The organism is Microcystis flos-aquae FACHB-1344 (assembly GCF_014698375.1).
Lineage (GTDB): Bacteria > Cyanobacteriota > Cyanobacteriia > Cyanobacteriales > Microcystaceae > Microcystis > Microcystis aeruginosa.
On the sequence record NZ_JACJSW010000144.1, the window covers coordinates 1 to 14,046 of the forward strand.

Consider the following 14,046-nt stretch of genomic DNA (forward strand, 5'->3'; position numbering starts at 1 on the left):
TGGTCTATTTTTCGACAATGGTTAGAGTATTTTGGTTTTAAATATGGTAAGGTTACGGTAGCAGTAGCCCCCCATAACACGAGTCAAAATTGTTCTAATTGTGGTCAAAAAGTCCCTAAATCTCTATCGACGAGAACCCATGTTTGTCCCCATTGTGGCTATGTAGAAGATAGAGATATTAACGCCGCTATCAACATTCTCAAAAAGGGACTAAGTACGGTGGGACACACCGAAACTAATACGCTTGGGGAGAGATTCCCTCTGGCGAATGTTGGATACGTCCTGCCAGATTAAGGAAACTCAGTGAACCAAGAATCCCTCGCTTAAGCGCGATGGGAGTGTCAACCCCCTCCGACAATAGTAACAATTTCTAATTTATCCCCCTCCTTGATTTCCGTGTTTTCCCAATACTGACGATGGAGGATTTCCCCGTTATATTCCACTGCAACTAACCGAGGATTCATGCCCAAATTTTCTAACATTTGCCCTAGTTTAGTTGCGGGTAAACAGGTTTGAGTTTTGCCGTTAATTTGCAAGGTTATTTCTGACATGGATTTGGATATAAACGAATCAAGTTAATCGGAGGAGACAGGAGACAGGAGACAGGAGACAGGAGACAGTATTCAGGAGACAGTATTCAGGAGACAGTATTCAGGAGACAGTATTCAGGAGACAGGAGATTATTTTTATTTATTCTTTCCACACCCCACACCCTACACCCTACACCCTACACCCTACACCCTACACCCCACACCCCACTTCCCACTTCCCACTCCCTACTTTAATTGGTTTAATAATTGTTGTGTCACCACATCGGGGTGCTGCGCTTCCATGATGGCCCGGACTACAGCTACCTGTTGCGCTCCTGCTTCTAAAACCTCTTTAATGTTACTACTATCAATACCACCGATCGCAAACCAGGGTAAAGGGCAATTTTCCCGCGCATAACGGACATATTCCAATCCTGCGGGGGTTTTTCCTGCTTTGGTGGGGGTGGCATAAACCGGCCCGACTCCCACATAATCGGCCTTTTCTTGGATTGCTTTGGCCATCTCTTGGGGATTAGTGGTGGACCGGCCGATAATTGCCCCAGGACCGAGAAATTGCCGCGCTAGGGAAATCGGTACATCCTGTTGACCGAGATGAACACCATCGGCATGAATGGCCTGAGCAATATCGACGCGATCGTTCATAATAAACAAAGCATCGTAACGGTGGCATAACTCACACAGTTTAGCGGCCTCTTCTAAACGAATGGTATCAGCGGCGGTTTTATGGCGGTACTGCACCAATTTTAACCCCCCTTTTAGGGCTAATTCAACGATTTCTAGCAGATTTTCGGCAGGAGAAGTGACTAAATAGAGGGGAGATGCTTGCAGTCTTTCCAGAGGTGGCGAGATTAATAGTTTACTCTCTAGCTGATAAACCCGATAGCGCAGCTGTTTACAGGCTATCCCTAGCTCCAGATCATAGAGTTTACCGTATTCTTCTAAAACCCTAAAAGCCTCCTGTACGCGAGCGAGATTGGCCTGCAGCAGTCCCTCGACAGTCTCCCGGATTTCTTCCCTGGGATGGCTTAAATCCCTGCCGATATCGCCGGCCGTGTCCCGATGTAGTTTAAGATCGATCGAGTGCCAACTAGCTAATTGATGGCGCATTTCTTTACATTCTTGGGCTAAATCGGGATTATCTAAGCCAAAACGACACCATTCTTCGATAATTCGCAGTCCTTCTCTGGCGCGGTCAAGGTTAGCATCGAGAATCCGTTTAATCGCCGTGGTTTCTAGTTTCATTTGCCGTTAATGTGGATGTCAATATAGCCGTCAGCCGTCAGCTAAAATATTACTATTTTTGGCCGTTGTTCGGGGAACAGTAGAGGCGGCATCAGACAACTAAAAAGAGGGATAAGAAACCCAGGCCAAGGATAATTTTAAGCCACACGGACATCCTTAAGCGCTCCTAGGTATTCTAGTAATTGCCGATGAGCCGGGTTATGTAGTGGGTAGAGATGATCGTAACAGATGGTGACGAGGGCTTGCAGATCGTCCACTAAATCCTCAGCTGCAATGGATTCCTGGGTTTGATTGAGGAGAATGACTTGGATTTTGAAGAGACGGCACAAACCCAAAATAAAATCATGACAAAAGCGACTCACACTTTCCGCATGGGTTAAAACTAGAGATTTCACCTCACCCTGACAAATCATCTTCACTAGACGCATAAAATTAGGGTGATTGTGGCTGACTCCGTCGCCGATATCGGTGAGAATTTCAAAGGGTTGACCCTGCTGATGGCAAAATTCTTCTAACGCTTTTATCTGGGTGTCTAATTGGGGTTTTTGTTCAGGTCGATTAACACGAGCATAGCCAATAATCAATGGGGTTGCTTGACCAGATTGTAAGAGATCTTCCGGTCGAAATCGGCGATGACCGCCGCGGGTACGAATTGAGGAAATTTTACCCTGTTGTTCCCAGCGCCGGAGGGTTTTAATGCTAACCCCGAGTAAATCGGAAGCTTCTCGAATAGTGATGAGAGTATTCATAGTATATAAGCTGTTAAGTATTTAAATTGCTTGTTGAGATGAGGAAAGAGGCACTCATGCAAGAGGCAACAGTAAAGGGATTGGGTTAGATTCGGCTAATCTAAGAATAAGGTGTTTAAATGCGTCTTAACTTAACCCGGTTTTAATTAAAGAAATTTATCGAGAGAGAATCGTCCAACTTTAGACAGTCAGTTGTCCACTTTTATACTGCCATTGCCCTACGCTGGTAACTATAGATGATTTGGGAAAATTAGTCATACCTCTTTAGATAGAGATATTAGACGGGATTTTTGGTCTTTCTAAAACCTGAGTTTGTCCGGGGGTTTTGGGGTGACATTTTTGTGGGAGCAAAAGGAAGTTACCTCGTTAGGGAGTTGATTGCCATCGAACTCCAGTTTTGACTGTCAAAACTGTTAAGTTTTATACATTGTACCTCTCTTGATTAAGTTTTGTAACGAATTGAGAGATTTTTTTTTGAACTAAGTAGGGAGGCACAATTATTTGTAGGATGGGTTAGCGGTAGCGTAACCCATGCGGGCGTTGGGTTTCATGCTTCAACCCAACCTACGTTCATCTTATATTTAATTCCACCCACCTACTTAGAGCCTGTTTATTTGTCCAACTTTGACCAGAAAAGCTTGGGTATATTTGTCAACTTTTGGGTAGTTATGTTCGGGGAAAACTGCTGTAAATTTGACAAAAAATAGCTAAATATTGCCGAAAAAAAGTTTTCTAAAACACAGGGTAAGCGAAGCGCATCTTAACAATCGTTAACAAAATGAACTTGATTTATGTGAGTTGCTTACCCAGAGGGTGATTCAGGCATATTTGAGGAGAATTTGCCATCTCAATTGTTAAGCAAAAATCGACCAAATGTTAAGAATTCCTAACTGTTTTGATTGACTGGTATCACTTGAAATGCCCACACAGCAAGCTGATGACCAAATTGGTCAATAGTCAATAGCGTTTGAGATGCGCTCACCCTGTTCTAAAACACTTGTTTTTTTTGAAAAGTTTCGCTATAGTTGTGTCAAGTCAAACAAAAAGTTATCAGCGAGCTTAACGCTTGCTTAACTTCTTTTGATGGCTATAGTACACACAATTAACGCTGGATAATTCAGTTATGATGACAACCAACAAATTAACCAAAACTTTTGCTTCTGGCTCCCTAGCGATCGGGGTTCTCGCCGGCGCGGTGCTTACCGCTACCAATGCGAATGCCGCGATGTTAACTTGGCTGGAGTGGGTGGGAACCCCAACTACTCCTGGTATTCCTCTTATTGAAGGGGACAAAAAAGTTACGTACGTCCCCAACACAGCAGCTCTCGACCCCTTCAACCCCATTGGGGCCGAGGCTCTGGATGATGTTGCGCTGACCGAGATGGGTGGTCATTATTATTTCACATACGATTCTCTGACACAGGGTGCCCCTCTTCCTAACAAGGGTCCCGGGGGGTCTTTCACATATACAATCGAGGTCATTGGCTCCAACAAGTCTATTGTCGGGGTTGACCTAGATTCAGACGTATCATCCAACTACGGGACTGTAACCGAGACATTTGCTGAGATATCTAATGTCTTAGTTTCACTTAACGGCTCACCGGACCCTGCATCAGGTTTTTACCCTATCGCCCCCAAGCAACTGTTGACCGTCACAAATACCCTAGTTAATACTGATCCTGGCAATGAAGGTCTATTCCAATTGCAAAATTCTTTCCATCAATCCGTTCCCGAACCGGGTACTATCCTCGGACTTCTGGCAGTGGGTGGTTTAGGATTGGTTTCCCGCTTCAAGAAACAAAAATAACAGTTACCAATGTCTTGCACACATTGATAACTGTGACGTTGAACAAGAATAGCTAAAGGTTAGATGCCCTATGGGGATTTCTAGCTTTTAGCTTTTTCTTATCGGGTTGATTGTAGCACGGATGGGGGATAGGGGATAGGGGATGGGGGATAGGGGATGGGGGATAGGGGATAGGGGATAGGGGATAGGGGATAGGGGATAGGGGATAGGGGATAGGGGATAGGGGATAGGGGATAGGGGATAGGGGATAGGGGATGGGGGATAGGGGATAGGGGATGGGGGATGGGGGATGGGGGATAGGGGATAGGGGATAGGGGATGGGGGATAAGAAACACCCAACCACTAATTTCCGCCAACCCCCGCTTCCAGAGAACGAATTAAGGCCGATAACAACCGACCCACTGATTCACATTGGTTAAGAAGGGGTTCAATCGTATCTGATGGGTTCAATCGGACTCTTTTTGATAACAGTAGATGGGTTTCTAATTCTCTAAGAGAACCTTGGGCTATGTAGAGAAACTGTAGGTATTCTTTGCGGGTTTTTCTGCCATGACCCTCGGCAATATTAGCAGGAATAGAAGCGGAAGCCCTGCGAATTTGAGAAATCATCCCGTAGGTTTCTTCTTTGGGGAAATTGCGAGTGGCTAAATAGCATTTTTCTGCCAAATCCATTCCTGTTTGCCAAACTTGTAAGTCTCGATAGGATTGTATTCTCATCAATTTCTCAGCAATTTTTTTATTATTCAACCATTAAATCCCAACCCCCATCCCCTAACCCCTAACCCCTAAACCCTAACCCCCAAGACCCCATGGCTATATAATTAAGCTTTGGGTAATTTGTCCCACCATAATTCTTGACCGCAAAAAACTGATGTCTTCTTTACTCTCTGCTATTCCCCTCGACGCGATCGCTTATAATCCCCAGGGTTTAGTACCGGCGATCGCTCAAGACTATCTTGATGCTACAGTGTTAATGATGGCCTGGATGAATCGGGAATCCCTCGAAAAAACCCTCACCACTGGGGAAGCATGGTATTGGAGTCGTTCTCGTCAAGAATTATGGCACAAGGGCGCTACTTCTGGCCATATCCAAAAAGTGCGTCAAATTCGCTACGATTGCGATAGTGATGCTATCTTACTGACTATTGAGCAAATCGGTGATATCGCCTGTCATACCGGCGAAAGAAGCTGTTTTCACCAAGTAAATTGGCAAAAATCACCGCCAGCAGCCGATACTCTCTCGGAATTGTTTAAGGTAATTTGCGATCGCAGAGACGAGCCTCATCCGGAATCCTACACCTGTAAACTTTTGGCCGGGGGAGATAACAAAATTCTCAAGAAAATCGGCGAAGAATCGGCAGAAGTGGTCATGGCCTGCAAAGATAATGATGGCGATGCTATTGCCTCAGAAGTGGCCGATCTTTTTTATCATACCCTCGTCGCTCTCGCCTATCATCAAGTCCCCCTGCGAGATGTCTATAAAAAACTGCAAGACCGGCGCCGGTAATCAGTTATCAGTTATCAGTTATCAGTTATCAGTTATCAGATTTGAGTTTTAAGTGGGTGGGTGGAATTAAATATAAGATGAACGTAGGTTGGGTTGAAGCATGAAACCCAACGCCCGATTATGTTACGCTACCGCTAACCCATCCTACAAATAATTGTGCCTCCCTACTTAGGGTTTGCTGAATAAGTACGGGCGAAGCATTCGGATAGAAAATCTACGTTTTCACCGATAGGTTATTGCCCGAATGCTTCGCCCCTACAGGACGCGGGCCGATGAAGACGCAAGGTTTTGAACGACGATTCTCTCAAAATCTTGCACCTGTGGGAGCGAGAAAAGCCCCAAAACCCTTACTTTGCCTACATTTCAAATTTATTCAGCAAACCCTACTTAAGTGTTAAGTTTCCGATTCCTGAATACCGTCTCCTGATTCCTGACTCCTGACTTGAAAGAGGGTGTAGGGTGTAGGGTGTGGGGTGTGGGGGAATGGGGAAATGGGGAGACCACTTCGTGCGCGTTGCGGGGGGAAGTGGGGAAGTGGGGGAATTTCAACTAAAACCCTTAAACCCTAACACCCTAACACCCCAAAACCCCCAACACCTTTTTTGACTTTTTACTTTTTACTTTATATTTGTGGTTTACGACTTAGTAATTATTGGTGCCACTCCTGCGGGGATAGAAGCGGCTTTGTTGGCTGTTCACCTCAAAAAAAGGGTGGCTTTAGTGCAACAGCCTTCTAGGGACAATTTAGAGGCATCTGAGGACATTTTTAGCAAGGGCTACAGCCAAATTATCCATCTCTATAAACTGCTGAATCATTGGCAAGAAACGGCCGTTTATCCCCAGTGGCAACGGTTGCGGCAATGGTTAGAGGAAGTAGATAAAACTATTAATAAACATCATTCTTTGGCAAGATTAGCCACGGAAGGAATAGATGTGATCCCGGGTGGGGGGGAATTTGTCCGGCTGCCCCATTTAGGATTTGTGGTTAACGGTCGGCAATTGTTGGCTAAACACTATCTTATCGCTACTGGTTTTTATCTGCAAGTCCCGAAAATTTTCGGCTTAGATGAGGTTAATTATTTTACCGCTCAAACCCTTTGGCAAGAGCCAAATTTAGACAAGTTGGGACAACATTTAGCGATTATTGGCAACAGCAGCATGGCTGTGAGTTTAGCGCAAATTCTCCGACGTTTAGGGAAAGAAATTAGCTTAATTATCGAGGATAATTATCTACTGCCGGATATTGATCGGGAAATCTCCCATTTAGTTACTGCCATTTTAGAAGCGGAAGGAATTAAGATTTTACCCGGCTATTGTCCTAGTCAAGTGAAAGCGATCGAGGGTCAAAAATGGTTACAATTAGGCAATCGTGTTATCGAAGTTGATGATCTCATTTTTGCTGGTAATTATCAAGTCAATGAACAGGGATTAAATTTGGCCGGGGTGGGAGTTAAACTAGAGGAGGGATTAATTAGGGTTAATCAGCAATTCCAAACCGATAATTCCCGCATTTATGCCCTAAATTTGCTCAGAAATAATTATCCCGATCCTACTTTAAATCATCGGGCTGCTTTTGGGTTAGTCAAGCATCTGCTCACGGGAGAAAAATTTAACTTTAATCCCGAGCAAATTCCCTCATTTATTGCTTTCGATCCTGCTATTGCTTGGGTGGGTTTAACTGGAAAAGCAGCCCAGGACAGCTATGGTGAGGAGGTAAAGATGATCAACTATCCAATTAAAAATATAGTCCCACAGCAAATCTGGGGGGAAACCACGGGATTTTGTCAATTAATCTACCGACAAGATGGTAAAATACTGGGAGCGCAAATAGTCGGTAATCAAGCAGCAGAAATGATTAGTATTATCAGTTTAGCTTTACAAGAAAATTTAACCATACAATCCCTCAATAAAAATATTTATGCTTGGGGAAGTATGGGAGAGATTATCGGAGAAATGACGCAATTAATCCCCCAGAAAAAATCTTGGTTAACTTGGCTAAAACAATTATTCAGATAATTAGATCGAGAAGGAAGATTAAATTATGAAACCGAAATTTATTGTCTTTGAAGGTATTGACGGATCGGGAACAAGTACCCAAGCAAAACTCTTACAAGAATATTTTTTAAAGCGAGGGGAAAAAGCAGTTTTAAGTCCGGAACCTTCCGAGGGAGTCATCGGTCGTTTGATTCGAGAAATAATGCAAACTAATCTTATTTCTATCAAAGATCAAAATCAATTTGACCGACAAATGGCCTATTTATTTGCAGCTGATCGCCATGATCACTTATATAATGATCACGATGGCATTTTTAAACTTATTCACCAAGAACAAACCCACGTTATCACTACTCGTTATTATTTTTCCTCCCTGGCCTACAATTGCAATAATCCCGAAGAATTTGCTTTTGTTCGGCAGTTAAATCAACATTTTCCCAATCCAGATATAGTTATTTATATCGATGTTATTACCGATATTTCTCTAGCAAGAATTAAAAACAGAGCCATCACAGAAGTGTACGAAAAACAAGAAAAATTAATGAAAGTTCGTCAAATGTTTATCGAGATATTTAAAGAATATAAAGATAATTGTTTACAACTGGATGGCAGTGATACAATAGAAAACCTTCACCGAAATATTATTAATTATCTTGAACGATTAATTTAAATCCATGCTTAGTACAGAAACCACCCCTAAATTCACCTACCAACCCCACTATAAACCCAATCAATTAATCTGCGGTCACGGCCAAACAGCAATTATCACGGGATGGACAGTAAAACAGTCCCTTGCTAAACATTTAAATCCCGACCAATACGCGGTGATTGGTAATCTTTATAGTCCCACCAGAGGAATTAGTCCCCTGCTGAGAAACTTAATAGCAAATCCCCACGTTAGATACTTAGTTATTCTCAACGCGACTAAGGAAGATAAGAACTCCGGTAGCTGTCAATGTTTGCTAGATTTTTTTAGTCAAGGATTCCAGTTAGGAAAAAGTGACACAGGTAAAGAATGTTGGCTAATTAATTCTTCTACCACTGGATATATTGACAAAGAAATTGACCGAGAAATTCTCGAAAAATTGCGTCAATCAATTCAATATCAACCAGTTAAATCCATCCCAGAAGCGATTGAAACTGTCAAAAATTATGCAAAACAATCCCCCTTACCAACTTGGGGAAAACCATTAACCTTTCCTATCTCAGAAAATCTTCCTTCTCTCCTACCCGGGACAAGATACGGTCATCGCATTGAAGGAAAAACTATTGCCGAAACCTGGGTAAAAATTCTCCAAAAGATTAAAACCACCGGCACAATTAGACCGACAGGATATGATGGTAAATGGCAAGAATTAATTGACCTAATGGCCGTTGTTACCGATGAACCCCCAGACTTTTATTTTCCTGAACCTAATTATTTGCCTATAGATAGAGCTTTTCTTACCGAATATATTGGACAAATTCTCGATGATTCTCCTATACACCAAGGAGTTAAATACACCTACGGTCAAAGATTGCGCTCTTGGTTTGGCCGGGACCAAATTGCACAGGTTATTAATAAATTAATCTCAGAAATTGATGCTGCTAGTGCAGTTATGTCCCTCTGGGATGTGAAAGACCACGAAAAGGGAGGTAGTCCCTGTTTAAATCATATTTGGGTGCGAGTGGTGGAAAATGAATTATCTCTCACCGCAATATTTAGAAGTAATGATATGTTTGCCGCTTGGCCGGCAAATGCCATGGGATTGCGCGCTTTACAGCAACATATTTGCCAAGAAATCAATCAACGCTCCCAGTATAATTTAACCTTGGGTCCATTGATTACTATTAGCCAATCGGCCCATATATACGATGATACTTGGGAGAATGTCGAACGATTAATCGCCACCCAGTACGATAAAATTGTCAATCAGCGCAATTTTTTTGACCCTAGCGGTAACTTTTTGATTTCTGTGGAAAAAGAACAAATTCTTGTCCAACAAACTACCCCCGGCAGCGGGGAAGTTGTCGCTTGTTATCAAGGCAAAAATCCCCTCAAATTAATCCGCGAGCTTGCCGCTACCAATCCCGCAATTATTCCCGAACATATCGGTTATCTGGGAATCGAGTTACAAAAGGCATACAATTGTATCAAAAATAATCAGCCTTATATTCAAGACCAGTAGATAAGTGGGAAGTTTCAGTGAACAGTGAACAATAAACAGTAAACAGTGAAAAGACAGTAGGAAACTTCTATTTAATACTACTCACTTAAAACTCAAATCTGATAACTGATAACTGATAACTGATAACTGATAACTGATAACTGATTACTGGTCCTTGTTTGCTGAACCAGCGCCGCGATATTTGAGAGATGAGGAGCGAATTGGGTTAGCCACCGTCGGATTATTGGTGATTTTAACCTCCGCACCGCGATATTTACCCCCTCGCTCCTTGACAGGAGCTTCGGCGACTGTTGGCTCGATATAGGTGGCGCCACGATACTTTTTCTCGCCGACGGTTTCTGGAGTGGGGACGGGGAGATTCTTCTGCTCTTCTCGTCCTTGCCATAAAAAGGTGACGACAATCACAACTGTCAAGAGAATTAATAGCTGAATCTGCCAAGGAGCTAAAACCAGACTCAACACTAAACTAATTACCGTGGCGGCACTGGCCAGATAAGCGATCTCATCGCTGGACTTCTGCCAGAAATAGGCAGCCAGAGCAGCGGTGAATAGTGGTAACAAAAACAAATAGGACATTCTGGGTACACCTTGTCACGCTAGTGAACCAATCTCCCTATATATTACCTCCCTAGCTTCGATCGGCGAAAAATATTAACTCAGCTTATAACTCATATAAGTTTTATTTTGTCAATTCTTCTTTACAATTTGTAAAAATATTGTTACATTTATTTATATGAACTAAAAGTTAAAGCAAAACAGCCAAGACACCAAGCCAGTTCAGATTGTCTCGAAGAGTATAGGACAGAAGATGATTCCTTGAGTCCGAGACAACGGCAAAAAACTTGGCCTACTAGCTTAAAAAAGTTTTCGGGGTTTGGGTTTACCCCATTGACAGATTTGCTTGAGTTCTCCTACATAACTTAGCGCTACCTCGGCTGGACACCGAGGTTTTTTATTTTGTTACAGCGTTTTCAACTAAGTCAAACGTAGGCTCTCTTCTTCTTTGTGTGATAAGTTTAGATTATCTAGAAGCGATCAATCTTTGTGTCCTTTGTGTCTTTGTGGTTCGTTCCAGTTGGTCTCGCGTAGCGAGCGCGTTGCGACCGCCAGCAGGAATGTACCCTATAATACATTTTACCCACCAAACCCAAGAGAGCCAAACGTAGATAAATTAACTGAGCTTACCTACTTAATTAAAAATTAACTTCATTTTGATGCACGGAATCCAAATAAAACTTGATTACATCTTCCGATTTACCCTGACATTGCAACTGGCCCTTATTCAGCCAAATTGCTTGGTTACAGGACTCTTGAATTAAAGTCAAATCGTGGGAAACTACTAAAATAGTAGCGTTAGAATTCCAGAATTTTTTTAACCGTCGTTTACACTTATTTTTAAAACTTTCATCCCCGACGGAAAGGACTTCATCAAGAATAAGAATATCGGGGTGAACCTCTGTTGCGATCGCAAATCCTAAACGAGCCACCATCCCGGAAGAAAGAGATTTCACCGGCGCTCCCATATATTCTTCTAACTCAGCAAAGTCAAGGATATCTTTGGTTTTTTCCTTCATTTCCTGACGGGAAAATCCCAGCATTACCCCATAGAGAATAATATTATCTTTTACTGGTAAATCTGGATCAAAACCCGCTCCTAATTCAATTAGAGAGGCAATTTGTCCCCTGACTTTCACCTGTCCCTTTGTCGGTTCCAGAATACCACAAATAACTTTTAAGAGAGTAGATTTTCCTGCGCCATTAGCTCCAATGATACCTAATTTTGCTCCAGAATTAATGACTAAATCTATATCATCTAGAACTAATTTTTTGGCCGGTTGACGATATTTACCTTCAAGAATAGAGAAGATTGTCCTTTTTAGATCGTAGGAGAATTCTTCTTGAGTACGTCTTTCGAGAGACACTTGATCGAGTCGAATTACTTCTGTCATTTATAATAAATCCATAAATAAATGTCGCCAGAGTCGGAAGCAAGTCCAACCAATTCCTAAGATGATGATCCCACCGAGTAGAGATTGAAAAATCAAACCAAAATCCGGTAATCCGGGGGAAAGGGACAATTGGCGAATACTTTCGATTACTGGCAATAATGGGTTTAATAGGAGGAATGGTTGTACGGAAGGAGGAATAATTTCCGGGGGATAAAAAATCGGGCTGCTAATCCAAGCGACAAAACAAACAATTTCGTAAAAATAGGGTAAGTCTCTGAAGAAAACGTAGAGGGTACTGACAAAAAAACCCACTCCCGTGCAAACCAGAGAAAGACCGATCACGGGAAAAATCAGAGCAATTACATTAATTAAACTTTGAGATTTCCAGAGAGTTACTATAGCCAAAAGGGGAAAGATACTAATAGCAAATTGAAAAATATTTGCCACTACCATCGAAAGGGGAAAGATGCTAACCGGCAGACGAATTTTATTTAAAATACTGCCATTACTAACGATACTAGGTAAAGCTTGGTTAGTGGAAGCATTAAAGAAATTTATTACTACTAAACCAGTGAAAGCCGCTAGGACATAGTTAACTATAGAATTATCAAAATAAGAGGCGAAAACCGTGCCGAAAATTGCCGTGTATAGTGCAGTCATAATCAGGGGATTTAACAAGGACCAGTAAACCCCCAGAAAAGAACCCCGATAGCGTCCCTTGAGATTACGTTCCACTAAAACACTAAGCAATTCGTAATATCGCCGCGCTGTTGACCATCTAGTTTTTGTCTGGAGATCGGTCATAGGGATAATTGTCATCTCGTCAGTATTCAGTGCTTCATTCTAAACGATTACCGTCAATTTTGTCTATCGATCGAGAGGGGAATCTAGTTTTTATCCAGTTCCCGATGACTCTCCCTCTCGGGAAAAAGTTCCCTTCCTAGGCCATTTATCTGGCTCAAAAAGCTTAAAAACCGCTAAAAGCCTCTTTTTTTAGGTTTGAACTCGGTTTTTAGGGACAGCCTCAGCTAATTGACCTAGACTCTAGCAGGTTGGCCCATAAAATAGACATCAGATAAGAGCCAAGAAATGCCGATTTAAACACAGCTAATCTCAGAAAAACCGGAGTCAAAAACCGATAACTGAACAACTTCCTAACAGCCAAACCAAGAATTTAATCTAATTGATGTCCCGTCAGTTCCACAAAGATATCTTCGAGGTTGGAAGGGCGACACATTACTCCAGTTTTATCGCTCAAACTGTCAAGATAGGCATTGGCATCAGCCACGGTGGGGAAGAATTTATAATCGATTTTATCGCCAACTTGTTTGATAACTAAACCCTCGCCATACTTAGTGCGAAAATCCGTTATAGTTCCTAATTCGATTAATTTGCCTGCGTCCATAATGCCAATTCTGCCCAGTTTTCCTGTGCCGTTATCCTGACAGAGAAATTCCACTTCTTCCATGTAGTGAGTGGTTAATAAAATTGTCATTCCTTGCTGGTTTAAATCGCGAATTACTTCCCACAAACGACGACGATTTTGGGGATCTAAACCGACCGTCGGTTCATCGAGAAAGAGTATTTTTGGTTCGTGAAGAAGAGCGCGAGCAATCTGTAAACGTCGTTTCATCCCTCCGGAAAGAGTTTTGGCAAGGGCAGATTTTCGATCGCTTAAACTGACATAATCTAAATAGCGATCGATTAATTCCTGTCTCTGGGGATTGGGGATATGGTGCATCCGGCCGTGAAATTCCAGATTTTCCCAGACGGTTAATTCCCCATCAACGCTAATCTGTTGCAAGACTACCCCTATATTTTTCTTCACCTGATCGCGGTATTTTTTCACATCATACCCCGCCACTGCGATTTCTCCTTGACTCGCTTCGGTTAGGGTGATAATCATGCGGATTGTCGTCGATTTTCCCGCACCGTTGGGACCGAGTAAACCAAAGATTTCCCCTTTTTCGATGGTAAAGGAAAGCTCGTTAACTACTGGGAGATTGTTATAGATTTTAGAAACGCGATCGAGAGCAATAGCGGCGGTCATAGTTACAAAAGTTAATATTCCAGCTAGG

14 protein-coding genes are annotated in these 14,046 nt (G+C 42.4%); 6 read left to right on the forward strand and 8 right to left on the reverse strand.

The window, feature by feature from the left end; all coding sequences use genetic code 11:
- A partial coding sequence (locus H6G48_RS12845) for an RNA-guided endonuclease InsQ/TnpB family protein (protein ID WP_190722093.1) occupies window positions 1-294 on the forward strand: 294 nt, incomplete at its 5' end.
- Between the two features lie 47 nt (window positions 295-341).
- Here the strand turns inward: H6G48_RS12845 and thiS are convergent.
- The 3 genes from thiS to H6G48_RS12860 all read right to left on the reverse strand — a co-directional run bounded on the left by thiS (window position 342) and on the right by H6G48_RS12860 (window position 2,542).
- A complete protein-coding gene (gene thiS / locus H6G48_RS12850) occupies window positions 342-551 on the reverse strand; it encodes a sulfur carrier protein ThiS (RefSeq protein ID WP_043999042.1) in 210 nt (69 codons plus the stop codon).
- Window positions 552-776: 225 nt separating this feature from the next.
- Window positions 777-1,793 carry a thiamine phosphate synthase gene (locus H6G48_RS12855; RefSeq protein WP_190722095.1) on the reverse strand — a complete coding sequence of 339 codons (1,017 nt, stop codon included), beginning with the start codon at window positions 1,791-1,793 and terminating at the stop codon, window positions 777-779.
- A gap of 137 nt (window positions 1,794-1,930) precedes the next feature.
- Window positions 1,931-2,542: an IS607 family transposase gene (locus H6G48_RS12860; RefSeq protein ID WP_190722096.1), complete on the reverse strand. Its 612-nt coding sequence runs from the start codon at window positions 2,540-2,542 to the stop codon at window positions 1,931-1,933.
- Window positions 2,543-3,665: 1,123 nt separating this feature from the next.
- Here H6G48_RS12860 and H6G48_RS12865 point away from each other — a divergent pair.
- Window positions 3,666-4,349, forward strand: a complete 684-nt coding sequence (locus H6G48_RS12865) for a PEP-CTERM sorting domain-containing protein (protein ID WP_190722097.1) — start codon at window positions 3,666-3,668, stop codon at window positions 4,347-4,349.
- A gap of 342 nt (window positions 4,350-4,691) precedes the next feature.
- Here H6G48_RS12865 and H6G48_RS12870 read toward each other — a convergent pair whose 3' ends face one another.
- The gene (locus tag H6G48_RS12870; RefSeq protein WP_170915463.1) at window positions 4,692-5,066 is read right to left on the reverse strand and encodes a four helix bundle protein; all 375 of its coding nucleotides are present in this window, start codon (window positions 5,064-5,066) and stop codon (window positions 4,692-4,694) included.
- A gap of 154 nt (window positions 5,067-5,220) precedes the next feature.
- Between H6G48_RS12870 and hisIE the strand changes: the two genes are divergently transcribed.
- The 4 genes from hisIE to H6G48_RS12890 all read left to right on the forward strand — a co-directional run bounded on the left by hisIE (window position 5,221) and on the right by H6G48_RS12890 (window position 10,019).
- Window positions 5,221-5,856, forward strand: a complete 636-nt coding sequence (gene hisIE / locus H6G48_RS12875) for a bifunctional phosphoribosyl-AMP cyclohydrolase/phosphoribosyl-ATP diphosphatase HisIE (protein ID WP_149988172.1) — start codon at window positions 5,221-5,223, stop codon at window positions 5,854-5,856.
- A 630-nt stretch (window positions 5,857-6,486) separates the two neighbouring features.
- A complete protein-coding gene (locus tag H6G48_RS12880) occupies window positions 6,487-7,872 on the forward strand; it encodes a dihydrolipoyl dehydrogenase family protein (RefSeq protein ID WP_190722098.1) in 1,386 nt (461 codons plus the stop codon).
- Window positions 7,873-7,897: 25 nt separating this feature from the next.
- On the forward strand, window positions 7,898-8,521 hold the full coding sequence (gene tmk / locus H6G48_RS12885; protein ID WP_190722099.1) for a dTMP kinase: 624 nt from the start codon (window positions 7,898-7,900) through the stop codon (window positions 8,519-8,521).
- A gap of 4 nt (window positions 8,522-8,525) precedes the next feature.
- Window positions 8,526-10,019: a thymidylate synthase gene (locus tag H6G48_RS12890; protein ID WP_190722100.1), complete on the forward strand. Its 1,494-nt coding sequence runs from the start codon at window positions 8,526-8,528 to the stop codon at window positions 10,017-10,019.
- 144 nt (window positions 10,020-10,163) lie between these two features.
- On the opposite strand, the gene H6G48_RS12895 is transcribed toward H6G48_RS12890, so the two are convergent.
- The 4 genes from H6G48_RS12895 to H6G48_RS12910 all read right to left on the reverse strand — a co-directional run bounded on the left by H6G48_RS12895 (window position 10,164) and on the right by H6G48_RS12910 (window position 14,018).
- Window positions 10,164-10,595: a DUF4278 domain-containing protein gene (locus tag H6G48_RS12895; RefSeq protein WP_190722101.1), complete on the reverse strand. Its 432-nt coding sequence runs from the start codon at window positions 10,593-10,595 to the stop codon at window positions 10,164-10,166.
- Window positions 10,596-11,212: 617 nt separating this feature from the next.
- Window positions 11,213-11,968 (reverse strand): ABC transporter ATP-binding protein, encoded by a 756-nt coding sequence (locus H6G48_RS12900; RefSeq protein ID WP_190722102.1) that lies wholly within the window; start codon window positions 11,966-11,968, stop codon window positions 11,213-11,215.
- On the reverse strand, window positions 11,969-12,772 hold the full coding sequence (locus tag H6G48_RS12905; protein ID WP_190722111.1) for an ABC transporter permease: 804 nt from the start codon (window positions 12,770-12,772) through the stop codon (window positions 11,969-11,971).
- Window positions 12,773-13,142: 370 nt separating this feature from the next.
- Complete coding sequence (locus H6G48_RS12910) at window positions 13,143-14,018, reverse strand: ABC transporter ATP-binding protein (protein ID WP_079207487.1); 876 nt, start codon at window positions 14,016-14,018, stop codon at window positions 13,143-13,145.
- Window positions 14,019-14,046: the final 28 nt, after the last annotated feature.

Bases quoted from the DNA above. Each gene is read 5' to 3' on its own strand.
- thiS (WP_043999042.1), bottom strand. From the start codon at position 551: ATGTCAGAAATAACCTTGCAAATTAACGGCAAAACTCAAACCTGTTTA.
- H6G48_RS12855 (WP_190722095.1), bottom strand. From the start codon at position 1,793: ATGAAACTAGAAACCACGGCGATTAAACGGATTCTCGATGCTAACCTT.
- H6G48_RS12860 (WP_190722096.1), bottom strand. From the start codon at position 2,542: ATGAATACTCTCATCACTATTCGAGAAGCTTCCGATTTACTCGGGGTT.
- H6G48_RS12865 (WP_190722097.1), top strand. From the start codon at position 3,666: ATGATGACAACCAACAAATTAACCAAAACTTTTGCTTCTGGCTCCCTA.
- H6G48_RS12870 (WP_170915463.1), bottom strand. From the start codon at position 5,066: ATGAGAATACAATCCTATCGAGACTTACAAGTTTGGCAAACAGGAATG.
- hisIE (WP_149988172.1), top strand. From the start codon at position 5,221: ATGTCTTCTTTACTCTCTGCTATTCCCCTCGACGCGATCGCTTATAAT.
- tmk (WP_190722099.1), top strand. From the start codon at position 7,898: ATGAAACCGAAATTTATTGTCTTTGAAGGTATTGACGGATCGGGAACA.
- H6G48_RS12890 (WP_190722100.1), top strand. From the start codon at position 8,526: ATGCTTAGTACAGAAACCACCCCTAAATTCACCTACCAACCCCACTAT.
- H6G48_RS12895 (WP_190722101.1), bottom strand. From the start codon at position 10,595: ATGTCCTATTTGTTTTTGTTACCACTATTCACCGCTGCTCTGGCTGCC.
- H6G48_RS12900 (WP_190722102.1), bottom strand. From the start codon at position 11,968: ATGACAGAAGTAATTCGACTCGATCAAGTGTCTCTCGAAAGACGTACT.
- H6G48_RS12905 (WP_190722111.1), bottom strand. From the start codon at position 12,772: ATGACCGATCTCCAGACAAAAACTAGATGGTCAACAGCGCGGCGATAT.
- H6G48_RS12910 (WP_079207487.1), bottom strand. From the start codon at position 14,018: ATGACCGCCGCTATTGCTCTCGATCGCGTTTCTAAAATCTATAACAAT.